Source organism: Parasphingopyxis algicola (genome assembly GCF_013378075.1).
Lineage (GTDB): Bacteria > Pseudomonadota > Alphaproteobacteria > Sphingomonadales > Sphingomonadaceae > Parasphingopyxis > Parasphingopyxis algicola.
Window position 1 is genome coordinate 2,506,557 of the sequence record NZ_CP051131.1, and the last position, 23,571, is coordinate 2,530,127.

Below are 23,571 nucleotides of genomic sequence, written 5' to 3' on the forward strand. Positions count from 1 at the left end.
GAACCAAGTTCGGTCCTCCTCGCAATGACGGTACCTGTCGCAAAGAAGCAATGGCCATCCGGCTTCAGCGCGCGGGTTCGACCTCCCCGAAGCGGGCGACGAGCGCGGGGAGGATATAGCGCTCGATCAGCGCGGCGGTCTGCCGATGCATGTCGCGGCGGTTGTAATTGGTGCTGAGGATCGTGACGACCGCGTCGAGCTCCGGGAAGACCGCCACCTTGTTACCGCCATTGCCCGACATCATCAGCGCGGAATAATCGCGTTCGGCACCGGGCGCGCGGAAATTGGCGAACCACCAGAGATAGCCATAGGACTGATCGGGCGTCGCCCGGACGCGGGGCCGGTAGAGTCCCCGGATCCAGTCGCGCGGGACAAGTTGGCTGCCGTCATGCTCCCCGCCGTCCAGTACGAGCCGGCCGAGCGCGGCGAAATCGCGGGCGCGCAGGCTGAGCTGCCCACCGGTCTGGACGACGCCTTCGGGCGCGCGGGTCCATTCGGGATCGACGATGCCGAGCGGATCGAACAACCGGCGCTGGACATAGGCCTCGAACGGCTCGCCGACCGATCGCTCGACGACGCGGCCGAGAAGGAAGGCGCCCGCCGTGCAATAGGAGAAGCGGCCCTGGCCGCTCACCGCGTGGCGGCGATATTCGGCATCGAGCGGGATATCGAGGGCGAAGCGGGTCCAGTCGCCGCTGTCGTACATCCGTTCTTCATTGCCCGGGCTCTCCCCGATCCAGTCGTTGCAGTCGAGCGCGGAGGACATGGTCAGCGCATCGTGCAGCGTGATCGCGCGCTTGGCCGCGCCGTCATGCGCGATCGGCTCTTCCGCGGCGAAGAAGGACAATAACGGCAGATCGACGCCCGCCAGCGCGCCGTCCGCGATGGCCATGCCGACCGCGAGCGCGGTGATCGATTTGCCGGCGGACCGCGCGTCGATCCGCGATTCCGGGCCGCTCTCCCGATAATAGTCCTCGAACAGGATCGCGCCGCCCCGGTCGACGACAATCGCCTCGATCCGGCGGTACTCGCCGCCATCGATCGCCGCGGACATGGCGGCAAGGTCGAGCGTATCGGTGATCGGCGGCGCGTCGTCGGCGCAGGCCGCGGTCGGCGAACCGGCGAGCAATGCTGCGGCAACGAGCAGCGCGGTTCTGATCATCGCTCCTGTGCTCCTCCAGCGTCTCCGGTCAGAGGAAATAGCGCATCCGGATCATCTGCACATCGCCGCGATTGCCGAGCGTAAACCGGGCCGAGGAGAAACGCGGGGGCCCGAAGGAGAAGCGCGGGTTTCTGGAAAAGCCGATGCCCTCGCGCGGGATGCCGGCGAACCGGTCGAGCCGCGAATTGCCGTTCTCGTCATGCAGGATGGCGATCGCATAGTCGCCGGACGGCAGGTTGGCGAAGCGCACCGAGCGGGTGTCGCGGACGCGGAAGCTTTCCTTGGTCGCCGCGGGATCGTTTTCGCAGTCCGGAAAATGGGCTTCGTCGCGGGTTACGCAGACATGGAGCAGGCCGTTGTCGGATCTCAGATCTTCGACATTGACTTCAAGCTGGCCGCTCGGGCTGACTCCGCCGAGCAGGAGCAACGCCGCCGCCGCGGCCCCGGCTTTCGCCGTCGAAGCTGCCCAGCCCCGTGTCCGTCCGGCAGAGCCGGTCCCAGAACCGGAAATATAACCCATAATTACACCTATAGTCTGCGTGATGCCGCTGATGATGGCTTGCCGTGATCAGCCAGCGGCCTGCTACCCCTTCGACTATTAACCTAGGGAAAATTTCCCAGCCCATGTGATTTGTCACCCCCATTATCGTCATAATGGTTAAAACGATAGCCAAAGCGACAATGTGGATGGGGATCAGGAAGACGAGCAGCGGAACGAAGATCGCGAGGGTCAGCGCCTCGATCGGATGGAAGCTCATCGCCGCCCAGGCTGTGGGCGGCCGGCTGGCATGGTGGACGGCATGGGCGATCCGGAAGACGCGCGGCCGGTGCATCCAGCGATGCGTCCAGTAGAACCATGTGTCCTGCGCGAACAGATAGAGGAAGATCGAGACCGGCAGATACCAGAGCGGATAGGCCGTGATATCGGTATAGATCAGCGTCCAGCCCTGCGTGTTCCAGCCCCAGGCGACGATACCCGCGGGCACGCCGTAGATCGCCGCGCTCAGCAGCGACCAGTAGATTTCACGGCCGATCTGCGGACGCAGGCTGGAATAGAGGCCGGGGCGGACCTTGCCGGTCAGCCAGGCGAAAAAGCCGCTCGCCGCCAGATAGCGCAGCCCGACGATCAGCGTCATGGCGAGCGCCGAGAGCAGGATGGCGGTGAGGCTGCCGGTCATGGGCGCCTGCATAGCCCGGCGCCATCTCGGCGTCACCCGGAATAGCGCATCCAGTGTTCCGCCCGCCCGCCCGATCCGCCGCGCCAGTCCGCGACGATCTGCGCCACGATCTCGGCCGATTCGACGATGCGCGGTCCGGGCCGGTTAAAGAAATGATGGCCGTCGGCGATATAGACATGGCCCGCGCGCACCGCCCGCATCGCCGTCCAGCGCGGATCGCCCGCGACCGCCTCGATATCGGCCAGGCTCTGCGGAATCTGGTAGCCGCACGGCATCAGAATGAGGAGGTCGGGATCGGCCGCGACCAGATCGTCCCAGTCGAGAAAGGCCGAATGTTCGCCGGCCCGCGCGAACAGCGGATCGCCGCCCGCCGCCGAGACGAGCTCGGGAATCCAGTTGCCCGCCACCATCAGCGGGTCGAACCATTCGATCGCGGCGATGCGCGGACGGGCCTCTCCGGGAAGCCGGAGCCGGGCCAGCTTGGCCAGCCGCGCCTTGAGATCGTCGATCACCGTATCGGCTTTCCCGGCGCGGCCTGCGGCCGCACCGACCGCGCGGATATCGGCCCAGACATCTTCCAGCGTATCGGGCGCGGTCGAGATCAGCGCAGGCTGCTCTCCCATCCAGTCGGCGAGCGCGGTTTCGAGATCGTCGGGCGTGACCGCACACACCGCGCACTGGGTCTGGGTGAGGATGATATCGGGCGCGAGCCGGCGGAGCAGCGGTGCGTCCACTTCGTACATGGAGAGCCCCTGGGTGACGATTTCCTGCACCCGCCGGTCGATCTCGACCGACCGCAGCCCCTTTTCGAGCCGGGTCGATGTGCAGACCGGCAGGTCCTTCACGAAAGGCGGGAAATCGCATTCATGCGACCGCCCGACGAGATTGTCGCCGAGGCCGAGCGCCACCGCGATTTCGGTGGCGCTCGGCAGGAGCGAGACGATCCGGAGCGCGTCGCTCATCAGAACCGGGCGCGGACGCCGGCAAAGGCGCCGATGCCCGGATTGGTGAAGCTGAAAATCTGCTCATACTCCTCATCGAACAGATTCTCGACGCGGGCCGTCAGCTCGACGCCCTCGATCAGCCGGAGCGACCCGGCCAGCGAGACGAGCGTGAAGCTGTCGAGCGTGACGGTCGTCGGGACGAAGCTGGGGTCGAGAAAAGCGTTGTCGGTCTGCGATCCGCTGTGCCGGATGACAAGCGTCAGCCCGCCGCGCTCTTCCGGCGCCGTCCAGGCGATCGCGACATTGGCCGTATCGCGCGGCCGCCGGATTTCGCGCGTGCCGTTTTCGCGCGCCGTGAGCCGGGTATAGCTCGCATCGATCCGCCATTGCGGGCCGAGCCGGGCGCGCAGGAACGTCTCGACGCCGTGCTGGCGCGATTCGGTCGTGCGGTTGACAGGCGTGGCGAGGAAGTCGGGCGGCGGGAAATCGGTAAAGATCTCGTCTTCCAGCGTGCTGTCGAAATAGGTCGCGCCGATCGTGACGGCGCCATCGGCGAGTTCCTGTTCGAGGCCGATCTCCCAGCCTTCGGAGCGTTCGGGCTTCAGCGCCGCATTGCCGATAAAGCGTCCGTCGACAAAGCCGAACAGTTCGAAGAATCCCGGATTCTTGATCCCCGATCCCGCGGCGGCGCGGGCGCGCAGGCCGAAATCGAAACGGTAGCTGCCCTGCACGCGGTAGGTCAGCGTATCGTCGAAACGCGAATTGTCGTCGAACCGCAGCGCGGCGTCGAAGGCCAGCCGGTCGCCCGCGACCAGCCCATATTCGGCGACGAGGCCGAGATTGCGGATCTGGCGGCGGCCCGTGAAGGCGAAACCGCCCGGCGTCGTGTTGCGGAAGCGCTCGCGTTCCCAGTCGCCGGCGAAGGTGATGGTGTGGCGGAGCGCCTCGGTGCCCAGCCTCAGGCTGGAGACATAGGAGGCCTTGAGCCGCTGCCCCTCATTCCCCGAGTCCGGCACGTCGTTGCTGAAGCCGTCCCGGTCGATATCGGCGATCTGCCCGGTCAGCGCATGGGTCCAGCGGCCGTCGAGCAGGTCGACCTCGCCGCCGACCAATGCGTAGAGCCCGCGATTTTCGACATAGGTGCCGGGCGAATCGACCGCAAAGCCGAAGGTCGGGCTGCCGGGCGTGAAATCCTGGTTGTTGAACTCGCTTTCGGTGTTCGACCAGCGGCCGACGAACCGCAGCCGCGTATTGGACGCAGGCGTCCAGAGCGCGTTGACCGAGACGCTGTTCGTGCGCTTGTCGAGGTCGCGCATCCCGCCGCGTGTTCCGACCGTACCGTCGGTGCCGAGATGGGTGGCGGAGATCGCATAGTCGACATCGCCCGCTACCCCGGCATAGCGCGCGGCGGCGTTGAACGTGCCGAACGAGCCGCCCTCTGCGCGCAGCTGCGGACCCGGCGCCTCGCGCCCGGTCAGCGTGATGTAATGGATCACGCCGCCAATCGCGTCCGAGCCGTAGAGCGCGCTCTGCTGGCCGCGCAGGACCTCGATCCGCGCCGCAGAATCGATGGCGAGGCTGCCGAAATCGAACTCGCCGAAAAACGGGTCCGACACTTCGATGCCGTCGATGAGCACGAGCGTGTGATTGGCCTCGGTGCCGCGGATCCGGACCTGGGTCTGGCCGGCGACGCCGGAGACCGCGAGGCCGGGCACGTCGCGTAATATATCGGCGATTTCGCGCGCCTGGCGCTGGGTCAGCGCTTCATCGTCGATCACGGTCAGCGAGGCGCCGAGCTGGTCGGCGGGCACCGGGTCGGGCGCCCGGGTGCCGGTCACGACGAGTTCGGGATCGCCGGGGGCTGTTTGCGCCATGGCGGCGGCGGGAAGCAGCAGTGCCGAGGCGGCTACGCTTTTGGTCAGGATAGTCATCTGTCTTCGGTCTCCGCATGCCGAGCGATACCGGCGGGACCTCCGCGGCGATGCGCGGCCTTCCTGTGTGGGGAGCGGCATGCAGCGCCCGCCCGTACAGGCCGAAGCGGCCCCGGCCGCTTCATGTCGCTCAGACAGAAACCGTTCCGCGCCTGGCCAATCCTTGAGCCGGGCAAGAGCGACGCGCGGCGGTCGGTCTCCTGGCTCGCGGGTCGTCACGCCTCCTGCGCCTTCCCAGGTTTCCCCAGTGGCCGCCGCCCGTCCGGGCCGCGTGCAGGCTGCGCTCGCCGCTCACAGTTACAAGGATAGCTGCGGATTTGGCCCCGAAGGTCCGCACCGCATTCCCGTTACCGGCGCGCATGAACGGCAGCGCCGGTTGCCCGGCATTGCCATTCGGCGAACGGCATAGCGCGATCCGCCGATTGTGCAAGTGCAGCATGGGCGCAACCTGTCCGCAGTTACAGGCTGTTCGCCCTCGCGACATTCTAGTAGAGCGCATGTCCCATGGGTCATGCGCGGGCCGGGTCCGGCCATAATCTCGACTGCGACATCGCGATCCTCGGCGGCGGCCTCGCCGGGGGGCTGATCGCGCTGGCGCTGCATCGCGCGCGGCCCGATATCCGCCTCAAACTGATCGAGGCGGGCGCGGTTCTCGGCGGCAACCATATCTGGTCCTTTTTCGAGGGCGATGTCGGCGCGGAGGGCATGGCGCTGCTCGAACCGATGATCACCCATCGCTGGGACGATTACGAGGTCCGCTTCCCCGCGCATCGGCGCACGCTCGCCATGGCCTATCATTCGATCCGGTCGGCGCAGTTCGACGCGGTCGTGCGCGATGCGCTGCCGGACGATGCGATCCGGACGGGCGCCGCGGTCGCAACGGCGAGCGCGGACCATGTCGTGCTCGACGGCGGCGAGGAGATCGCGGCGCGCGCGGTGATCGATTGCCGGGGCGCGGGCGATCTCGATACGCTCGACGCGGGCTGGCAGAAATTCGTCGGGCTGGAGCTGGAGCTTGCCGAGCCACACGATCTTGCGCGCCCGATCATCATGGATGCGACGGTCGAACAGATTGACGGCTATCGCTTCGTCTATGTGCTGCCGTTCGGCCCCAAGCGCCTTTTCGTCGAGGATACCTATTATAGCGACGGGCCGGAGCTCGACGCCGCGACGGTCGAAGCGCGCGCTCTCGCCTATGCCGAGGCGCAGGGCTGGACGGTCGCAGAGATCGTCCATCGCGAAAAGGGCGTATTGCCGGTCGTCTGCAACGGGTCTTTCGGCGCCTATTGGCGCTCGACCGGCGCGGTGCCCAAGGCCGGGGTGCGCGCCGGTCTCTTCCATCCGGTGACCGGCTATTCGCTGCCCGAAGCGGTGCGCAGCGCGCTCTTCATCGCGGGCCATGCCGACCTGCCGGGCGAGGAGTTGCACGGGCGGCTGTTCGCGCGCGCGGCGCAGGGCTGGCGCGATGCGCGCTTCTACCGGATGCTGGACAGCATGCTGTTCTACGGTGCCGATACGTCGGACCGATATAAAATCCTGGAGCGCTTTTATCGGCTGAAGCCCGCCCTTATATCGCGCTTCTATGCGGGGCGCAGCCGGTTGACCGACAAGCTGCGCATCGTATCCGGAAGGCCGCCTATCCCGGTTAGCCGTGGCGTCAAAGCCATCATCAAGAGCAAGACACGAAAGAGCGGAAACACATGACCAAGGCAGCCGTAATCGGTGCGGGGTTCGGGGGACTGGCGCTGGCGATCCGCCTGCAATCGGCGGGCATCGAGACGACCCTGATCGAGGCGCGGGACAAGCCGGGCGGCCGGGCCTATTATTGGGAACGCGACGGTTTCGTCTTCGATGGCGGGCCGACGGTGATCACCGATCCCGACTGCCTGACCCAGCTCTGGGAGCTGACCGGCGCGGACATGAAGGACGATGTCACGCTGGAGCCGGTTTTTCCCTTCTACCGGCTCAACTGGCCCGACGGCACCAATTTCGACTATTCGAACGACGAGGTCGAGCTGACCCGCGAGATCGAGAAGCTCAATCCCGCGGACGTCGAGGGCTATCGGCGCTTCCTCGAATATTCCGCCGGGGTTTACGAGGAAGGCTATCTGAAGCTCGGCGCGGTGCCGTTCCTCGATTTCAAATCGATGCTCAAGGCTGCCCCGGCCCTTGCGCGCAAACAGGCCTGGCGGTCGGTCTATTCGATGGTTGCAAGCTTCGTCGAAAACGAGAAACTGCGCGAGGCGCTGTCCTTCCACACGTTGCTCGTCGGCGGCAGTCCGATGAAGACGAGCTCGATCTACGCGCTGATCCACAAGCTCGAAAAGGATGGCGGCGTCTGGTTCGCCAAGGGCGGCACCAGCCGGCTGATCGCAGGCATGGTCGCGCATTTCGAGCGGATAGGCGGCACGGCGCGGATCGGCGATCCGGTCGTCGATATCGAAACCAAGGGCGAGCGCGTGACCGGGCTCGCCTGCGAGAGCGGCTGGCGCGACGATTTCGACGCGGTGGCGAGCAATGCCGATATCGTGCACAGCTATCGCGACCTGCTGACCAGCACCAAGCGCGGCGAACGGGCGACGAAGAGCCTGCTGAAGAAGCGCTATTCGCCCTCGCTCTTCGTCCTCCATTTCGGCGTCGAAGGGACCTGGCCGGGCATTCCGCATCACATGATCCTGTTCGGTCCGCGCTATGACGGGCTCCTCAAGGATATTTACGATCATGGCGTGCTGGCCGAGGATTTCTCGCTCTATCTCCATCACCCGACCGTCACCGATCCGTCGATGGCGCCCGAAGGCTGTTCGACCTTCTACGCGCTCGCCCCGGTTCCGCATCTCGGCAAGTTCCCGGCGGACTGGGACGAGATCGGCGAGGAGTATGCGAACCGCATTCTCGATCATATCGAGGCGCGGCTCATCCCGGGCCTGAAAGAGCGGATCAAGACCAAATTCTGGTACACGCCCAAGGATTTCGCGACCGATCTCAGCGCGCATCAGGGCAGCGCGTTCAGCCTGGAGCCGATCCTGACGCAAAGCGCCTATTTCCGCGTCCATAATCGCGACGATGTCGTCAATAATCTCTATTTCGTCGGCGCGGGCACGCATCCGGGCGCGGGCATTCCGGGGGTCGTCGGCAGCGCCAAGGCGACGGCCGGGTTGATGCTGGAGGATATGGCGCGGTGAAGAGCGGGGCATTGTGTTTGTCAGACCTCGGCTATGCCTCGGCGCGGCACCGGCCCGCTCCCCCTCCCGACCTCCCATTCATTATACCCTGTGGGAGGCCGGGAGGGGGAGCGGGCCGGTGCCGCGATTTTCCGCCAAGGAAAATTCTGACTAAGGACTCTGCCGCACCGGAGTGTAGTGGAGGTCTGACGCAAGGTCTGGTTATCGTGCATGAATAACCGCTCCACCCTCGTCGCCCAAGCTCGCGAGACGATCGGGCGCGGATCGCAGAGCTTCGCCATGGCCTCCAAGCTGTTCGACCGCGAGACGCGCGAGCGGGCCTGGCTGCTCTATGCCTGGTGCCGCCGCTGCGACGATCTCGCGGACGGGCAGGCGCTCGGCCATGACATGTCGGTCGTCGCCGATCCGGCGGCGCGGCTTGCCGAGATACGAGCCAAGACTGCGGCCGCGCTGGCCGGCGACGCGACCGGCGATTCGAGCTTCGACGCGCTCGGTCTCGTCGCGCGGGAATGCGCGATTCCGCGCCACATGATCGACGATCATATCGCCGGCTTCGCGCTCGATGCCGAGGGCTGGGTGCCGGAGACGGAGGCGGATCTTGTCCAATATTGCCACCATGTCGCGGGTGTCGTCGGCATGATGATGGCGATGGTCATGGGCGTTGCTCCGGATGACGAGGCGACGCTTGTGCGGGCCCGCGATCTCGGCCTCGCGTTCCAGCTGGCCAATATCGCGCGCGATATCGGGGAGGATGCGCGCAACGGACGCTGCTACCTGCCGCGCGCCTGGCTTGCCGGGACAGGCATCGATCGCGATCGGCTGCTCGATCCCGCTCACCGCCCGGCGCTCGCGGAGCTGGCCCGGCGGCTGGCGGGCCGCGCCGCGGATTATGAGGAGAGCGCCCGGCGCGGCACCGCCGCGCTGCCGTTCCGCTCGGCCTGGGCGGTGCTCGCGGCGGCGGGCATCTATGGCGATATCGCCCGCAAGGTCGCGGCGAAGGGCGAGGCGGCGCTCGACGAGCGCGTCTACACGACGCGGCGCGAGAAGCTCGGCTGGCTGTTCAAAAGCTGGCGTCAGGCATTGAACCGCAGGCAATACGTACCAGTTAGCTGATCCATGGAATTCTCCGGCCATCTGACGATCGAGCGTCCCGGCATCGTCGACCGGATCCGCGAAACGCTGCCCGAGAAGCTTGCCGCCGACGGTTTTGCGATCTTCTCGGCCGTGCCGCTGCGGGCCCGGCGCAATCTCGGCTGGTTCGCGCGGTTCCGGGCCGAGGCTCGCCGGATCGGCGGCAAACCCGATTTCTCGGTGCGGATGGCGCAGGCCGTGCGGTTCGAACTGCCACTCGCGGGTATGGGGCAACTGTCCTATACGATCAGCAATCCGCACCATGGCCGGGTGATTGCGGCCTTTGTCCTGCTTGCAACCCTTGCCGCCTATTTCGCCGACAGTTTCTTCGCCGCGCTGTTCGTCGCCATTGTCGGCAGCGGGCTGATCGGGATCGCGCTCCATTACCGGATGCGCAAAAGCGTCGTCCGCTATCTCGGGCTGTTGCCGAGCCAGTACAGCAATCACCGGCTGTCGATGGGTTGATCCTAGATGCTCTCCGGCCGGCGGTCGGATTCGCGAAATGTGCCGACCGGCGCGCGCACGCCTTCATGGCCGCGGCGTTTCAGTTCGGCCTTCAGCTCCTCGGGCTTGGGCGCGTAGAGAAATCCGAAGCTCACCGTGCCGTCCTTGGTCTCGACGACATGGTGGAGGCGATGGGCCTGGATGATGCGCTTCATGTAATTGGATTTCGGGATGTAGCGGTGGTTCAGCCGTTTGTGCACGATCACGTCGTGAAAGCCGAAATAGATCGCGCCATAGGCGGCGATGCCCGCGCCGATCCAGGTGAAACCCGGCCACCAGCCGAGCTGCACGCCGCCGAGCAGCAGCACGATCGAGGGAATCGCGAAGATCAGCGCGTAGAAATCGTTGAGTTCCCAGTTGCCCTCGCGCGGCCGGTGATGGCTCCTGTGCAGGAACCAGCCGAACCCGTGCATCACCCAGCGATGCGCGACATAGGCGACGCCCTCCATGAACAGGACGGTGCCGAGGAAGAGCAATATGCCGAGCGACCAGTGCATGGGGTGGATATAGCGATGCAGGATGCGGAGTGCGAGGGGCTATGACTCCGTCATTGCGAGGAGCCGCAAGGCGACGCGGCAATCCAGAGCCGCAAGCGTATCGCCCGGTGCCCTGGATTGCTTCGCTTCGCTCGCAATGACGCTATCGCCGGGAGAAGGGAGTCTTTTCATGCCCGCCCGACTATGCTTTAGCCCGTCCGAACCCTTCCGACTCCATTTCGCCTGTCAGGAGCGCTTTGCCGCCATGAACATCCATGAATATCAAGCCAAGGAACTGCTCGCCGAATTCGGGGTCGGCGTGCCCAAGGGGATTGCCGCGACGAGCGTCGAGGAAGCCGTTGCGGGCGCCGAACAGCTCCCCGGGCCGCTCTATGTCGTGAAGGCGCAGATCCATGCGGGCGGGCGCGGCAAGGGCAAGTTCAAGGAATTGGGCCCGGACGCCAAGGGCGGCGTGCGGCTCGCGAAATCGGTCGACGATGTGCGCAGCGACGCCGAGGAGATGCTCGGCAATACGCTCGTGACGATCCAGACGGGCGAAGCCGGCAAGGAAGTGAACCGGCTCTACGTCACCGACGGCGTCGACATCAAAGAGGAATATTATCTCGCCCTGCTCGTCGACCGGGCGTCCGGCCGGGTAGCGATGGTCGTGTCGACCGAGGGCGGCATGGACATCGAGGCGGTCGCCCACGACACGCCGGAGAAGATCGCGACGATCACGATCGATCCGCTGGCCGGTTTCACCGAGGCCGATGGCCGCAAGGCCGCCGATGCGCTGAAGCTGTCCGGCGATCTCGCCGATACGTGCGTCAAACTCACCGGCAATCTCTACGAGGCGTTCGTCAAGCTCGATTGCGCGATGCTCGAGATCAACCCGCTCGTCGAAACCGCCCCTGATTCTTCCGGTTCCGGGCAGCTGCTCGTCCTCGACACCAAGATGAGCTTCGATTCCAATGCCGAATTCCGGCATCCGGAATATGAGCAGTTGCGAGATGAAAGCGAGGAAGATCCCATGGAGCTCGAGGCGTCGAAGCACGACCTCGCCTATATCAAGCTCGACGGCAATATCGGCTGCATGGTGAACGGCGCGGGCCTCGCCATGGCGACGATGGATATTATCAAACTCAACGGCGCCTTCCCGGCGAACTTTCTCGATGTCGGGGGCGGGGCCAGCAAGGAAAAGGTAACCGCCGCGTTCAAGATCATCCTGTCGGACCCGGCGGTCGAGGGCATTCTCGTCAACATCTTCGGCGGGATCATGCGCTGCGACATCATCGCCGAGGGCATCGTCGCCGCGGCCAAGGAAGTGGAACTCGACGTGCCGCTGGTGGTTCGTCTGGAAGGGACGAACGTTGCGCAGGGCAAGGACATTCTCGCCGATAGCGGCCTGCCGATCGTCAGTGCCGACGATCTCGGCGATGCGGCGCGCAAGATTGTGGAGCAGGTGCAGAAATAGAGCTGCGCAAAAAAGGGCCGGAAAATCGGGCTCGGGCACTGGATTTTTGCAGTGCAGCATGTTAGTGACGTTTACGTGAACGTAAAGAGCGAAAGGCGGGGGCCAAGGAGGGTGACGATGACGACACGATTGATCATCATGGCCGGCGCGCTGGCGCTTGCGGGCTGTTCGGCCTCGGAAACCGTCGAGGATATCGCGGCCGAAGCGCGCGCCGAGCAGGAACGGCTGACGGAAGAAGCCCGGACCCGGATCGACGAAGCCTCGGCCGAAGCCCGGTCGCGGATCGAGGAAGGCGCGGCGGCGACCGACATGCTGGGCGGCGAACTGGATCGGCGGGCCGACGAGGCCGCGGGCCGGCTCGGCGAGCGGCTCGACCAGCTCGGCGCCGAAGCCGATCGGCGGGCCGCCGAAATCGGCGACACGGCCGATCGCAATGCGCGCGAAACGCAGCAGCGCGCCGAAGAACTCGAACAGCCGACCAACGGAAACTAGAAGGACGCTGGCATACCAGCGGGAAAGCAAGGAAGCAGTAAGATGAAAATACTCGTGCCCGTGAAGCGGGTGATCGATTACAACGTCAAGCCGCGGGTCAAGGCCGACGGTTCGGGCGTCGATCTCGCCAATGTCAAAATGTCGATGAATCCGTTCGACGAAATCGCGGTGGAAGAGGCGATCCGCCTCAAGGAAGCCGGCAAGGCGGAGGAAATCGTCGCCGTGTCGATCGGCCCGGCCAAGGCGCAGGAAACGCTGCGCACCGCGCTCGCCATGGGCGCCGACCGCGCGATCCTGATCGAAACCGATGACGAAGTCGAGCCGCTGGCCGTGGCCAAGCTCCTGAAGGCGGTTGCCGACGAAGAGCAGCCGGGTCTCGTGATCCTCGGCAAGCAGGCGATCGACGATGACAGCAACCAGACCGGCCAGATGCTCGCCGCGCTGCTCGGCTGGGGCCAGGGCACCTTTGCGAACACGGTCGAGGTCGGCGACGGCTCGGTAGACGTGAAGCGCGAAATCGACGGCGGTCTCCAGACCGTGAAGCTCAATCTTCCGGCGATCATCACCACCGATCTCCGCCTGAACGAGCCGCGCTATGCCTCGCTGCCCAATATCATGAAGGCGAAGTCCAAGCCGCTCGATACGAAGAGCCCGGCCGATTACGGCGTCGATACCGCGCCGCGCCTCGCCACCAGCAACGTCTCCGAACCGCCGAAGCGCGAAGCCGGTGAGATCCTCGAGGATGTGGACGCGCTGGTCACGAAACTCAAAGAAATGGGAGTCGCCTGATGAAGACGCTCGTCTGGGTCGAACACGACAATAGCGAAATGAAGGATGCGACGCTCGCCGCGGTGACGGCGGCGTCCAAGCTCGGCGAAGTCCATGCCGTGGTGGCCGGGTCCGGCTGCCAGGCCGTGGCCGATCAGGCGGCGCAGGTCGCCGGCATCGGCAAGGTGCATCTCGCCGACGATGCCGCGTATGAGCATGCGCTGGCCGAGAATGTCGCGCCGCTGATCGCCGATCTGATGGGGCATCACGATGCCTTCGTCGCCCCCGCCACGACGACGGGCAAGAATATCGCCCCGCGCGTCGCCGCGCTTCTGGACGTCATGCAGGTCTCCGACATCCTCTCGATCGAAGGCGACAAGAGTTTCACGCGGCCGATCTATGCCGGCAACGCGATCGCCACCGTGACGAGCTCGGACGAAAAGCTCGTGATCACGGTGCGCGGCACGGCCTTCGACAAGGCGGCGACCGAAGGCGGTTCGGGCGAGATCGAAGCCGTGAGCGGCGCCGGCGATGCGGGGCTCTCCACCTTCGTCAGCGAAGAGATTGCCGAAAGCGACCGGCCCGAACTCACCAGCGCCAAGATCATCGTCTCGGGCGGCCGTGCGCTCGGCTCGTCGGAGAAATTCGAGGAGGTCATCACCCCGCTCGCCGACAAGCTCGGCGCGGGCATCGGCGCCAGCCGCGCCGCGGTCGATGCGGGCTATGTGCCGAACGATTACCAGGTCGGCCAGACCGGCAAGATCGTCGCGCCCGAGCTCTACATCGCGATCGGCATCTCCGGCGCGATCCAGCATCTGGCGGGCATGAAGGATTCGAAAACGATCGTCGCGATCAACAAGGACGAAGACGCGCCGATCTTCCAGGTCGCCGATTACGGCATCGTGGCGGATTTGTTCAACGCGGTTCCGGAGCTGACGGAGAAGCTCTAAGAGCCTTCTCCCTTGATGGGAGAAGGCTATGAAGCCTTATAAGCGGAGCGAATTAGGCGAAGTTGGTTGAGGGTGAGCGGAACTGCGTTCCGCGCGCTTTCTTTGAAAGCGCACCCCTCACCCTGACCCTCTCCCACAAGGGGAGAGGGAGTTGAGAAACGCCAGATCAGTAATCGCCGTCACCCCGGACACGATCCGGGGTACAAGTCGATGGGCGATATTGTTTCTGACTCTTGATTCCGAATTAGGCTCCGGTTTGCGCCGGGGCTTTGGGGCTCAGGCCTCCGCCAGCAACTCCTGGCTAATCTCCCAAAGCTTCTCCGCATTGTCGTCGTCGCACGCATGCGCGTCGACGCCGCGGTAGCGGGCCAGCGGATTGTCGGGTTCGGTCGGTGCGGCGATGTCGCAATCCTCGCAATAGACGCCGGGCTTGCCGTCGAGCTTGGCTGATGTCGCGGCCCAGAGCGTCGTCGAACAGCCCTGGGCCGGGGTCTTGAAGCCCTGTTTTGCGAGTTCGGAGGGTTCGCCGTCTTCGTCGAGCCAGCCCATGGCGATCTGTTCCTCGACCGGCAGGTGCCGCTGGAGGGGCGTGAAGATGCCGCCGGGATGAACGGCGAACGCGAGGCCGCCCTTGTTGCGCATCCGCCGGTTCAGCGCATTGGCGAACAGCGCGTTGGCGGTCTTGGCCTGTCCATAGGCTTCCCATTTGTCATAGTCGCCGCGTTCAAATTGCAGATCGTCCCAGCGGATATCGCTGACCTTGTGCGCGGTCGAGGAGAGCGCGACGACGCGGGCGCCCGGCGTCTTTTCGAGCAGTGGCATCAGGCCGAGCGTCAGCGCGAAATGGCCCATATGGTTGGTGCCGAACTGCGATTCCCAGCCGGGGCCCACGCGCGCTTCGGGGCAGGCCATGATCCCGGCATTGTTGATCAGGAGGTCGAGCCGGTCGAGCGCGCCGGTCATCTCGTCGGCGAACCGCCGCACCGATCCGATATCGCCCAGGTCCATGTCGCCGACCCGGACCGCGCCGTCGATCTCGGCCAGATTGGTCTCCGCCTTTTCCCGGCTGCGCGCGGGTACGATCACATCGACCCCGGCACCGACCAGCGCGCGGACGGTTTCGAGCCCGATCCCGCTATAGCCGCCGGTGACGATCGCGGTCCTGCCGGCAAGATCGATGTCCTTGATGACGTCGGCGCCGTCCGTCTTGGCGGGAAAGCCGGAATCCGTGGGTACCTGGTCTGCGACTGCCATGCTCGTCTCTCCTTATGCGTTCCAGCTTTTCCGTTTCCCGACCCTAAACGAAGAAGCCCGGCCGAACCACAGGGGCTGGCCGGGCTTTTCCCACTCTCGCTGGCGCGAAACCGCTACTTGTTGGCTTCTTCCTCTTCCTTCTCGGCGTTCCAGATCGCGGCCGCCTTGTTGAGGATGACGAGGATCTTTTCGAGTGCCGCCGGTTCGTCGGTCTTTTCCATCGCCGCGAGTTCGCGGGCGAGGCGGCTCGAGGCCGCTTCGAAAATCTGGCGTTCCGAATAGCTCTGCTCGGGCTGGTCGTCGGCGCGGAACAGGTCGCGCGTCACTTCGGCGATCGAGATCAGGTCGCCCGAATTGATCTTGGCTTCATATTCCTGCGCGCGGCGCGACCACATGGTGCGCTTGACCTTGGGCTTGCCCTCGAGCGTCTTCAACGCGTCCTTGAGCGTCTTGTCCGAGGAAAGCTTGCGCATCCCGACGCCTTCGGCCTTGTTCGTCGGCACGCGGAGCGTCATCTTTTCCTTCTCGAACCGCAGCACGTAGAGTTCGAGCTGCATGCCCGCAATCTCTTCATTCTGCAGCTCGATCACCCGGCCTACCCCGTGCTTGGGGTAAACGACATAATCTCCGACTTCGAAGTCCAGCGCCTTGCTCGCCATATATGTACGACCTTTCTAGACGGTTGGCCGAGCGAATCGTGCAGAAGCCCATTGCGGGGCCATGCCTGCACATTTCATTTCTCCAGCCTTTTCCGTGCGTTAGCCTATTTGCGGAATAAAATTATTCCCACATCAAGACACTATGTAACACATTCGTAAGAAAAATTCCAGTGCTGCACTGCGGCATCGGCCAGCGAAGCCCCGAAGGCCGGGCGTTTCGGCGGACCGGGGAGGGTCAGTTTCAGGCGTCGATCGTCCAGCGGAACTGGAATTCCAGCTCCTCGATTCCGTCGCCGCGCTCATGCTCGATCGAGAAGATCGCATGGGCGGGCACCCGGATGCGTTCATTGTCGAGCTGGATCTCGAAGGCGCGGCCGTCCTTCATGCAGGCGACGAGCCGCTCGAGCTTCTCGATATGCTGGTCGTCGGAATAGCTTTTGGTGACGTCGCGATCGGTGGCCATTATATTCTCCGGGCTGGCTGGCCCGGCGAGCATGGCCGATCGCCGTTACACCATCATGTCGGAGACGCGTTTTCGCTCAGTCGCCTTCGCCGGGCTCGGGCGAGAAATATTTGTCATATTTCCCTTCTTCGCCCTTATGCTCGTCGGCGTCGGCCGGCGCATCGCGGCTTTGCGTGATGTTCGGCCATTCGTCGGCGAACTTGGCGTTGAGCTCGAGCCATTTTTCCTGGCCCGGTTCGGTATCGGGCAGGATCGCCTCGGCCGGGCATTCGGGTTCGCACACGCCGCAATCGATGCACTCGGCCGGATGGATGACGAGCATGTTGTCGCCTTCGTAGAAACAGTCCACCGGACACACTTCGACGCAATCCATATATTTGCATTTGATGCAGGCATCGGTGACGACATAGGTCATTGGCGCGGCTCTCCTCGCTGGTGCGCTGGAATCTGCTAGCCACGAGATGACGCCCGCGTCAACGCTTTCCGTCATCCATGCTTTCTATGGGCTGGTAAATCTCCGCTACCAGCTTGGCCGGGACCCGCCTTTGGGGCAGGCTCTCGATCCGGAGCACGCGCACGCCGCCGGGTAGCGGGACGCTCAGAACGTCGCCGACGCGCACCACGGCATGGGCGCGGTCGATGCGCCGGCCCGCGCAGCGGATATGGCCCTTCTCGGCGATCTTCTGCGCGAGCGCGCGGGTGCGGGCGAGCCGGGAAAACCAGAGGAATCTGTCGATCCGCAAACCGTCTTCGGTCATGCGTCTCAGCTCCGGCCGAGATCGAGTTCGGCGAGCTTGGCGAAGGCGTTGCCCGGCGCCGGTTTGCGGTTTCTGGCCTTGGGCGCACGCCGGCCGCGCCAGACCCATTGCGGGGCGCCGTCCGCATCGGCGGGCATTGCCGGCTGGAAGCCCAGCGCCTGCATGAGCCGGGCGAGCGCCGCATCGCTCAGGCCCAGCGAGGTGGCGAGCGCGGGGTCGGGTGCGAAGGGTTTCTTGCCGTCGCGCGCGTCATGGGCGGCGCGGGCCACCCGCTCGGCCATGTCGATCCGGAGCATCTGCCCCGCAAAGCCGCGAAAGCCGGCGGCGCGCCAGGCGGCGAGCGTTTGCCCCTTCGGTTCGGGCAGCAGCGTCGCGCCCGGCGGGGGCGTTTCGGGCATTGGCGTGTCGGCCGAAGCGGCCGCGAGCGCCAGCCGCCAGCGGATCGCCTCGGGCTTCAGCAGCTTGGGGTGGAAGATGTCGAGCGCGCCGATCGTCAGGCCCAGCCGGCCGATCCGGTGGCGCTGTTCCTTGTCGAGCGCGCCGAGCGGTCCGAGCGCCGTCTTGCGCGGCAGGATCCCGCCCGCCTCGACCAGCGGTGCGAGCAGGGCGCGGATCGCGGGCGCCGTCCCGGCCGCGCCGAGCGTCGTATCGATCTTGCGCAGCGGGCCGAGGATCCGGCGGAGCGTCCGCGCCAGCCAGCCCTGCAGCCGGGCTGCGATCCGCGTCCGCTGGTCCTCGGTCAGCGCGGCGAGGTTCTTGTCGAGGACGATGGCGGGTTCGAGCAATGTCTTGCCAGCGACCAGCTGCGCGATCGCATCGCCGCGCCACGAGATGGAGACGGGAGCGCCGGCTTCGGTCACGAGCGCGAACGCCTCGTCGCCGTCGGCGACCAGCGCGGCCGTGCGTTCGGCCCATTCGCCGCCGAGCCGGCGTTCGGCCGCCGCGAGCAGCCGCTTGGTGTCGGCATGATTGGTCCCGGCATCGACGGTGAACCGGAAACCCGAGATCGTGCCGATCGGCTCGTCGTCGACCGTCACCACACCGTCGGCATCGACCTGGACGGGCAACGCCTCTTCGCCCTTCGCGCCGATATCGCGCATCAGCACCGTCGTCCGCCGGTCGACGAAACGCTGGGTAAGGCTGTCGTGCAGCGCATCGGACAGCCGTTGTTCGATCGCCTGGGTCCGCGCGGCGCCCTTGGCCGGATCGGCGAGCCAGTCGGCGCGGTGCGCGACATAGGCCCAGATGCGGATCGCCGCGAGCCGGCCGGCCAGGGTCTCGACATCGCCCGCAAGATTTTCGAGCGCGCCGACCTCCTGCGCGAATACCGGTGCCGGGATATGCCCATCGCCCTCGGAAAGATGCCGGAACAACCGGCCGACAAGCCGGGCATGGCCGTCGGCTCCCGTCTTGCGGAAATCGGGCAGGCCGCAGGTGGCCCAGAGCCGCTCGACCATGGCCGGGCCGGTGGCGCGTTCGCGGACCCAGCCTTCGTCCGCGAGCGTCTTGAGGACGGCGAGATCGACCGCCTCGGGAGCGGCGCGCAACACATCCTCCTGCGGTTTCGCCTCGAGGTCGGCGATCAGCGTCTCGAGCGTATCGAACCGCGGATCGCCCTCGCGCCAGTAGAGCTGGCGCAGCCAGGGAAACTCGTGCGCCTCGATCCGTTCGACTTCCTCGTCGGTGAAGCGCGCATGATCTTCGCCCTCCAGCCCCAAGGTACCGAATGTACCGTCGCGCTGGTGGCGCCCGGCGCGCCCGGCGATCTGCGCCATCTCGTGGATGTGGAGCCGCCGTCTGCGCCGCCCGTCGAATTTGCGCAGCGAGGCGAAGGCGACATGGTGGACGTCCATGTTGAGGCCCATGCCGATCGCATCGGTCGCGACGAGATAGTCGACTTCGCCGGCCTGGAACATCGCGACCTGGGCGTTGCGGGTGCGCGGGGAGAGCGCGCCCATTACGACTGCCGCGCCGCCGCGCAGCCGGCGCAGCATCTCGGCGACCGCGTACACTTCCTCGGCGCTGAACGCGACGATGGCCGAACGCGGCGGCAGGCGGGAGAGCTTTTTGGGGCCCGAATAGGAGAGCGTCGAGAAACGCGGGCGCGAAATGATATCGGCGTCGGGCGTCAGCGCCGATAGCATCGGCCGCAAACTGTCCGACCCGAGGATCATCGTCTCCTCGCGCCCGCGCATTTGGAGCAGGCGATCGGTAAAGACATGACCGCGCTCGGGATCGGCGGCGAGCTGCGCTTCGTCGATCGCGACAAAGGCCGTATCGCGGTCGCGCGGCATCGATTCCGCGGTGCAGAGCAGCCAGCGCGCCTTGTCCGGGAGAATCTTCTCCTCGCCCGTGATCAGCGCCACGCTCTCCGATCCCTTCGCGGCGACCACCCGATCGTAGACTTCGCGCGCGAGAAGGCGCAGCGGAAAGCCGATCATTCCGCTCGCATGGCCCATCATGCGTTCGACGGCGAGATGGGTCTTGCCGGTATTGGTCGGACCGAGCACGGCGGCGAGCGGCGCCCGGGCGAAATTGCTCATGCGGCCAACATCGGGGATGATGTCCACAGGCGCAAGGCGAGAAGCCCCGGAAAGACAGGATTTTCGGCCGGCACAGCCCGCTGCACGGCTCGCCGCACCGGAGATTCGGCCCGTCTCACCTTAATTTGACTTTAACGCTTTTTAACCACAACGGTCAGCACCGGAGATGCGCCCGACGCGCCGGGTGAGATCAGTCCATAAGCGGGGTCGCTCTTGTATCAGCGCAACGAATTCGGAGGGGGGCAGGGAAGCGGCACAGCCGCGCTTTCCTTCGATTCCGCCGTGCCGGCGCCGGCTCCCGGCGATACGCCCAAATTCGGCGAAGCGCTGCGCTCGAAAATACCGGTCAGCCGCTGGGCCGATCTCGATCTCGTCGTCGATCTCGGGGCGCAGGTGGGCAGCCGGACCTGGTGGCGCGGCGCGCTGACCTGCGCGGTCCTGTGCGGCTCTACCTTCCTGCTCGCGCCCAGCGTCGAGGCCATCCCGGCGATGGTCGAGCCGATGGAAGAGACGCAATGGGACGAAGCCCGCGCCCAGGCGATCACGCCGCTCGCTTTCGGCGGCGACACCGGCCGCCGGATGGCCGCGACCGATGCCGTCGAGCCGCTGGCGGGAACGCCCGAACGGCCGCGTATCGAATTGACCGCGACCCTGGGCCGCGGCGACGGATTCGACCGGGTGCTGCAGCGCGCGGGCGTGGCACCCGACGAAGCCACCGAACTCGCGGCGATGATATCCGATGCCGTCCCGATGGACGATATCCGGCCCGGAACGATCATGAACATCGTGCTCGGCCGCCGGCCCAACCGCACGGTACCGCGGCCGGTCGACGAAATTGCCTTCCGCGCCCGTTTCGATCTCAAGCTGGAAGTGGCCCGCGTCGACGGCGCGCTTCGGCTCAACCAGATCGCCATCGCGGTCGACGACACGCCGCTGCGCATTCGCGGCCGGGTCGGCTCGAGCCTCTACCGTTCGGCGCGCGCCGCCGGTGCGCCGCCCGCCGCCATCCAGGCCTATCTGCGTGCCATCGGAACGCGCATGTCGGTCAACCGCGACATCGGCGCGGACGCCACCTTCGACATGATCGTCGAACATCGCCGGGCCGAAACGGGAGAGACCGAAATCGGCCGGCTCGTCTATGCGGGCATCGAGCGCGGTGAGCGCGAAACCCAACTTTTGCGCTGGTCGGTCGGCGGGGACGATCAGTGGTTCGAAGCGTCGGGCGTCGGCCAGCAGACGGGCCAGATGCTGATGCCGGTCAATGGCCGGCTGACCTCGGGCTTCGGCTATCGCCGCCATCCGATCCTCGGCTATCGGCGCATGCATACCGGGCTCGACATCGCGGCCGGCCGCGGCACGCCGATCCGCGCCGCGGCATCGGGGACGGTGAACTTCTCCGGCCGCAATCGCGGCTATGGCAATTATGTCCGGATCAGCCATGGCAGCGGCATCCAGACCGCCTATGCGCATATGAGCCGGATCGTCGCGTCGAACGGATCGCGGGTCAGCCAGGGCCAGATTATCGGCTATGTCGGCTCGACCGGCATGTCGACCGGGCCGCATCTTCATTATGAGCTGATCCGCAACGGCCGCAAGGTCGATCCGCGCTCGGTCAGCTTCACCCGGCAGGCCCGCCTGACCGGCCGCGAATTGCAGCGCTTCCGCACGACGCTCGCCAATCTGCTCGAGGTCGAACCGGGCGCCGCGCTCGCCCGCCGCGAGGAGCGGGAAGAGGCGGAAGTCGCGAGCAATAACCGGCGGATCGAACGCGCGCGCAGTTAGGCTCCTCTACCCGGAAGCTTGAGAGTTATTCGGGGTTTGAGTTTTCTTGTCAGACTCGACCTGCCGGCTGGGCGCCGCACCGGGATTCTTTCGTCAGACCTTCGGCTCCGCCTCAGGCGCGGGCCGGTGCCGCGATTTTCCGCCAAGGAAAATTCTGACAAATCGAATCCTGCGCTTCGCCCAGCCGGCAGGTCGAGTCTGCCACACTAACGCCCCTGGCTGCGCCAGCGCTTGATCGTCCGGTCGACGATGCCCTTCTCGTCGCCGACATGCGTCCAGAGTTCGGAGAAAACGGGGTCGGCCGATGCCGGGCGTTTTTCTTCCTCGAGATTGTCGAACGCGATGCGGATCGGCACGGAGACGCCCTCGCCGCAGACGATGCATTCGCGGTTGCGCAGCGCCGGGATCACGTCGAGGAAGCCGCGGGCGCCCTCGGGCATGGCGGCACGCACATGAGCCTGGTCGCGGTCGTTGTTGAGGCGCATCGCGATGATCGTGCCGCATTGCGACAGCACGCCCTCGGCAAGATCCGACGGGCGCTGCGTGATAAGACCGAGCGAGACGCCGTATTTACGGCCTTCCTTGGCGATCCGGCTGAGAATGTCGCCGACGGCGGATTCCTCTTCGATATGGCCGGCGGGAATATAGCGGTGCGCCTCTTCGCAGACGAGCAGGATCGGGCGCTGCGTTTCGTTGCGCGACCAGATCGCATAGTCGAAAACCATGCGCGACAGCACGGCGACCACCACGGCGGTGATATCGGACGGAACACCCGATACGTCGACGATCGAGATCGGCTTGCCGTTGCCCGGCAGGCGGAACACGCGGGCGACAAATTCGGCCATCGTGTCGGCGACCAGCATGCCGGAAAACATGAAGCTGTAGCGCGGATCGGCCTTGAGTTCCTCGAGCTTGCTCTTGAGCCGCATATAGGGCGCGGTGTCGTTCGCGGAATCGAGATGGCCCATCTCGGTCGTGATGTTCGAGATCAGGTCGGACAGCAGATAGGGAATCGGGCTGTCGACCGTAAGCTGAGGGATTTCTTCGGCGAGCCGGCTCTTGCTGCGCGCGGCGAGCAGGCATTTGGCGAGGATGTCGCGGTCGCGCTGTCTGTCGGCGCCGGACGTCGTGATCAGGACCTCGCAATGTTCCTCGAAATTCATCAGCCAATAGGGAAGCTGGATATTGTTGACGTCGAAAATCTCGCCGGCCCCCTTGAACGCCGCGCTATATTCGCCGTGCGGGTCGACCATGACGATGTGGCTTTCCGGCGCGAGTTCGCAGATCCGGTGGAGGATCAGTGCGACGCTGGTCGATTTACCGGTACCCGTCGATCCGAGCACCGCGAAATGCTTGCCGAGCATCGCATCGATGTAGAGCGCGCCGCGAATATCCTTGGTCGGGTAGACATTGCCGATCTCGATATGCGGCCGGCTCTCGGCGGCGAACATCTCCCGCATGTCCCGATCCGACACGGCCATGACCGGCGTGCCCGGAATCGGGAAGCGGGTGACGCCGCGCCGGAAACCTTTCACACGGTTCGTACCCTCGACGGCCATGCCTTCGCCGAGAAAATCGATATAGGCGTCGACCTTTCCGTCGTCGCTGGGATTGGCGGCGAGCGTCCGGATATTGGCGACGAGCCAGCTGTTGCCGACCCGGATCTTCACTTGGCTGCCGACCTGGCCTGCCATGGCGAGCGTGGGATCGGGATCGGACCGTACCTTGTCGAGCATTTCCGCGTTCACCGCGATGCGCGAGCCGGAACCCGCGATTTCGGTCACCTGACCGATAACGATGCCCTGGTCGCGGGCGACCATGCCGCCGTCGAGCGATGCCGCGTTCGAATCGTCTTCGTCTGCCGGCCGGAACGTGCCAAAATCGTCCATAGGGAAATCCACCCCGATCCATGGTTCTTCA

22 protein-coding genes and 1 riboswitch are annotated in these 23,571 nt (G+C 65.5%); of the genes, 9 read left to right on the top strand and 13 right to left on the bottom strand.

Annotated features, from left to right (window positions below; translation table 11 throughout):
* Positions 1–64: 64 nt before the first annotated feature.
* The 5 genes from HFP57_RS12450 to HFP57_RS12470 are packed head-to-tail and all read right to left on the bottom strand — an operon-like array spanning position 65 to position 5,215.
* Entirely contained in the window at positions 65–1,162 is a 1,098-nt protein-coding gene (locus tag HFP57_RS12450; RefSeq protein ID WP_176870061.1) for a serine hydrolase domain-containing protein, read from the bottom strand.
* 28 nt (positions 1,163–1,190) lie between these two features.
* Positions 1,191–1,589, bottom strand: coding sequence for a DUF2141 domain-containing protein (locus HFP57_RS12455; RefSeq protein WP_176870062.1), 399 nt, complete (start codon positions 1,587–1,589; stop codon positions 1,191–1,193).
* The gene (locus HFP57_RS12460; protein WP_176870063.1) at positions 1,549–2,340 is read right to left on the bottom strand and encodes a sterol desaturase family protein; all 792 of its coding nucleotides are present in this window, start codon (positions 2,338–2,340) and stop codon (positions 1,549–1,551) included. Before HFP57_RS12460 ends, HFP57_RS12455 begins: the two co-directional genes overlap by 41 nt.
* A gap of 32 nt (positions 2,341–2,372) precedes the next feature.
* Positions 2,373–3,302, bottom strand: a complete 930-nt coding sequence (locus HFP57_RS12465) for a cobalamin-binding protein (RefSeq protein WP_176870064.1) — start codon at positions 3,300–3,302, stop codon at positions 2,373–2,375.
* Positions 3,302–5,215 (bottom strand): TonB-dependent receptor plug domain-containing protein, encoded by a 1,914-nt coding sequence (locus tag HFP57_RS12470; RefSeq protein ID WP_176870065.1) that lies wholly within the window; start codon positions 5,213–5,215, stop codon positions 3,302–3,304. Before HFP57_RS12470 ends, HFP57_RS12465 begins: the two co-directional genes overlap by 1 nt.
* Positions 5,216–5,388: 173 nt before the next feature.
* Positions 5,389–5,585: riboswitch (cobalamin riboswitch) on the bottom strand.
* 134 nt (positions 5,586–5,719) lie between these two features.
* On the opposite strand from HFP57_RS12470, the gene crtY reads away from it, so the two are divergent.
* The 4 genes from crtY to HFP57_RS12490 all read left to right on the top strand — a co-directional run bounded on the left by crtY (position 5,720) and on the right by HFP57_RS12490 (position 9,993).
* The gene (gene crtY / locus HFP57_RS12475; RefSeq protein WP_176870066.1) at positions 5,720–6,919 is read left to right on the top strand and encodes a lycopene beta-cyclase CrtY; all 1,200 of its coding nucleotides are present in this window, start codon (positions 5,720–5,722) and stop codon (positions 6,917–6,919) included.
* Entirely contained in the window at positions 6,916–8,397 is a 1,482-nt protein-coding gene (locus HFP57_RS12480) for a phytoene desaturase (protein WP_176870067.1), read from the top strand. The genes crtY and HFP57_RS12480 overlap by 4 nt, the downstream gene beginning before the upstream one ends.
* 210 nt (positions 8,398–8,607) lie before the next feature.
* Positions 8,608–9,510 (top strand): phytoene/squalene synthase family protein, encoded by a 903-nt coding sequence (locus HFP57_RS12485; RefSeq protein ID WP_176870068.1) that lies wholly within the window; start codon positions 8,608–8,610, stop codon positions 9,508–9,510.
* Positions 9,511–9,513: 3 nt separating this feature from the next.
* Positions 9,514–9,993: a hypothetical protein gene (locus tag HFP57_RS12490; protein ID WP_176870069.1), complete on the top strand. Its 480-nt coding sequence runs from the start codon at positions 9,514–9,516 to the stop codon at positions 9,991–9,993.
* A 2-nt stretch (positions 9,994–9,995) separates the two neighbouring features.
* Here the strand turns inward: HFP57_RS12490 and HFP57_RS12495 are convergent, their stop codons facing one another.
* Positions 9,996–10,529: a sterol desaturase family protein gene (locus HFP57_RS12495; RefSeq protein ID WP_176870070.1), complete on the bottom strand. Its 534-nt coding sequence runs from the start codon at positions 10,527–10,529 to the stop codon at positions 9,996–9,998.
* Positions 10,530–10,773: 244 nt separating this feature from the next.
* On the opposite strand from HFP57_RS12495, the gene sucC reads away from it, so the two are divergent.
* The 4 genes from sucC to HFP57_RS12515 all read left to right on the top strand — a co-directional run bounded on the left by sucC (position 10,774) and on the right by HFP57_RS12515 (position 14,192).
* Positions 10,774–11,982 carry an ADP-forming succinate--CoA ligase subunit beta gene (gene sucC, locus HFP57_RS12500; RefSeq protein ID WP_176870072.1) on the top strand — a complete coding sequence of 403 codons (1,209 nt, stop codon included), beginning with the start codon at positions 10,774–10,776 and terminating at the stop codon, positions 11,980–11,982.
* A 117-nt stretch (positions 11,983–12,099) separates the two neighbouring features.
* Entirely contained in the window at positions 12,100–12,474 is a 375-nt protein-coding gene (locus HFP57_RS12505) for a hypothetical protein (RefSeq protein WP_176870074.1), read from the top strand.
* Positions 12,475–12,516: 42 nt separating this feature from the next.
* Complete coding sequence (locus HFP57_RS12510) at positions 12,517–13,263, top strand: electron transfer flavoprotein subunit beta/FixA family protein (protein ID WP_176870075.1); 747 nt, start codon at positions 12,517–12,519, stop codon at positions 13,261–13,263.
* A complete protein-coding gene (locus HFP57_RS12515) occupies positions 13,263–14,192 on the top strand; it encodes an electron transfer flavoprotein subunit alpha/FixB family protein (RefSeq protein ID WP_176870077.1) in 930 nt (309 codons plus the stop codon). Before HFP57_RS12510 ends, HFP57_RS12515 begins: the two co-directional genes overlap by 1 nt.
* Before the next feature lie 276 nt (positions 14,193–14,468).
* Here HFP57_RS12515 and HFP57_RS12520 read toward each other — a convergent pair whose 3' ends face one another.
* The 6 genes from HFP57_RS12520 to HFP57_RS12545 form a co-directional block, all read right to left on the bottom strand.
* The gene (locus tag HFP57_RS12520) at positions 14,469–15,446 is read right to left on the bottom strand and encodes an oxidoreductase (protein ID WP_176870078.1); all 978 of its coding nucleotides are present in this window, start codon (positions 15,444–15,446) and stop codon (positions 14,469–14,471) included.
* Positions 15,447–15,559: 113 nt separating this feature from the next.
* The gene (locus HFP57_RS12525) at positions 15,560–16,105 is read right to left on the bottom strand and encodes a CarD family transcriptional regulator (RefSeq protein WP_176870080.1); all 546 of its coding nucleotides are present in this window, start codon (positions 16,103–16,105) and stop codon (positions 15,560–15,562) included.
* A gap of 241 nt (positions 16,106–16,346) precedes the next feature.
* Entirely contained in the window at positions 16,347–16,568 is a 222-nt protein-coding gene (locus HFP57_RS12530) for an amphi-Trp domain-containing protein (protein WP_176870081.1), read from the bottom strand.
* Between the two features lie 76 nt (positions 16,569–16,644).
* The gene (gene fdxA / locus HFP57_RS12535) at positions 16,645–16,983 is read right to left on the bottom strand and encodes a ferredoxin FdxA (protein WP_176870082.1); all 339 of its coding nucleotides are present in this window, start codon (positions 16,981–16,983) and stop codon (positions 16,645–16,647) included.
* A 58-nt stretch (positions 16,984–17,041) separates the two neighbouring features.
* Positions 17,042–17,326 (bottom strand): RNA-binding S4 domain-containing protein, encoded by a 285-nt coding sequence (locus tag HFP57_RS12540; protein WP_176870083.1) that lies wholly within the window; start codon positions 17,324–17,326, stop codon positions 17,042–17,044.
* Between the two features lie 5 nt (positions 17,327–17,331).
* Positions 17,332–19,869: a helicase-related protein gene (locus HFP57_RS12545; protein ID WP_176870084.1), complete on the bottom strand. Its 2,538-nt coding sequence runs from the start codon at positions 19,867–19,869 to the stop codon at positions 17,332–17,334.
* A 282-nt stretch (positions 19,870–20,151) separates the two neighbouring features.
* Between HFP57_RS12545 and HFP57_RS12550 the strand changes: the two genes are divergently transcribed.
* The gene (locus HFP57_RS12550) at positions 20,152–21,651 is read left to right on the top strand and encodes a M23 family metallopeptidase (RefSeq protein ID WP_246263158.1); all 1,500 of its coding nucleotides are present in this window, start codon (positions 20,152–20,154) and stop codon (positions 21,649–21,651) included.
* A 206-nt stretch (positions 21,652–21,857) separates the two neighbouring features.
* Here HFP57_RS12550 and HFP57_RS12555 read toward each other — a convergent pair whose 3' ends face one another.
* Positions 21,858–23,540, bottom strand: a complete 1,683-nt coding sequence (locus HFP57_RS12555) for an ATP-binding protein (RefSeq protein WP_176870088.1) — start codon at positions 23,538–23,540, stop codon at positions 21,858–21,860.
* Positions 23,541–23,571: the final 31 nt, after the last annotated feature.

Excerpts from the sequence above, each read along its gene's own strand:
- HFP57_RS12450 (WP_176870061.1), bottom strand. The coding sequence starts at position 1,162 with ATGATCAGAACCGCGCTGCTCGTTGCCGCAGCATTGCTCGCCGGTTCG.
- HFP57_RS12460 (WP_176870063.1), bottom strand. The coding sequence starts at position 2,340 with ATGACCGGCAGCCTCACCGCCATCCTGCTCTCGGCGCTCGCCATGACG.
- HFP57_RS12465 (WP_176870064.1), bottom strand. The coding sequence starts at position 3,302 with ATGAGCGACGCGCTCCGGATCGTCTCGCTCCTGCCGAGCGCCACCGAA.
- HFP57_RS12470 (WP_176870065.1), bottom strand. The coding sequence starts at position 5,215 with ATGACTATCCTGACCAAAAGCGTAGCCGCCTCGGCACTGCTGCTTCCC.
- crtY (WP_176870066.1), top strand. The coding sequence starts at position 5,720 with ATGGGTCATGCGCGGGCCGGGTCCGGCCATAATCTCGACTGCGACATC.
- HFP57_RS12480 (WP_176870067.1), top strand. The coding sequence starts at position 6,916 with ATGACCAAGGCAGCCGTAATCGGTGCGGGGTTCGGGGGACTGGCGCTG.
- HFP57_RS12485 (WP_176870068.1), top strand. The coding sequence starts at position 8,608 with ATGAATAACCGCTCCACCCTCGTCGCCCAAGCTCGCGAGACGATCGGG.
- HFP57_RS12490 (WP_176870069.1), top strand. The coding sequence starts at position 9,514 with ATGGAATTCTCCGGCCATCTGACGATCGAGCGTCCCGGCATCGTCGAC.
- HFP57_RS12495 (WP_176870070.1), bottom strand. The coding sequence starts at position 10,529 with ATGCACTGGTCGCTCGGCATATTGCTCTTCCTCGGCACCGTCCTGTTC.
- sucC (WP_176870072.1), top strand. The coding sequence starts at position 10,774 with ATGAACATCCATGAATATCAAGCCAAGGAACTGCTCGCCGAATTCGGG.
- HFP57_RS12505 (WP_176870074.1), top strand. The coding sequence starts at position 12,100 with ATGACGACACGATTGATCATCATGGCCGGCGCGCTGGCGCTTGCGGGC.
- HFP57_RS12510 (WP_176870075.1), top strand. The coding sequence starts at position 12,517 with ATGAAAATACTCGTGCCCGTGAAGCGGGTGATCGATTACAACGTCAAG.
- HFP57_RS12515 (WP_176870077.1), top strand. The coding sequence starts at position 13,263 with ATGAAGACGCTCGTCTGGGTCGAACACGACAATAGCGAAATGAAGGAT.
- HFP57_RS12520 (WP_176870078.1), bottom strand. The coding sequence starts at position 15,446 with ATGGCAGTCGCAGACCAGGTACCCACGGATTCCGGCTTTCCCGCCAAG.
- HFP57_RS12525 (WP_176870080.1), bottom strand. The coding sequence starts at position 16,105 with ATGGCGAGCAAGGCGCTGGACTTCGAAGTCGGAGATTATGTCGTTTAC.
- HFP57_RS12530 (WP_176870081.1), bottom strand. The coding sequence starts at position 16,568 with ATGGCCACCGATCGCGACGTCACCAAAAGCTATTCCGACGACCAGCAT.
- fdxA (WP_176870082.1), bottom strand. The coding sequence starts at position 16,983 with ATGACCTATGTCGTCACCGATGCCTGCATCAAATGCAAATATATGGAT.
- HFP57_RS12540 (WP_176870083.1), bottom strand. The coding sequence starts at position 17,326 with ATGACCGAAGACGGTTTGCGGATCGACAGATTCCTCTGGTTTTCCCGG.
- HFP57_RS12545 (WP_176870084.1), bottom strand. The coding sequence starts at position 19,869 with ATGAGCAATTTCGCCCGGGCGCCGCTCGCCGCCGTGCTCGGTCCGACC.
- HFP57_RS12555 (WP_176870088.1), bottom strand. The coding sequence starts at position 23,540 with ATGGACGATTTTGGCACGTTCCGGCCGGCAGACGAAGACGATTCGAAC.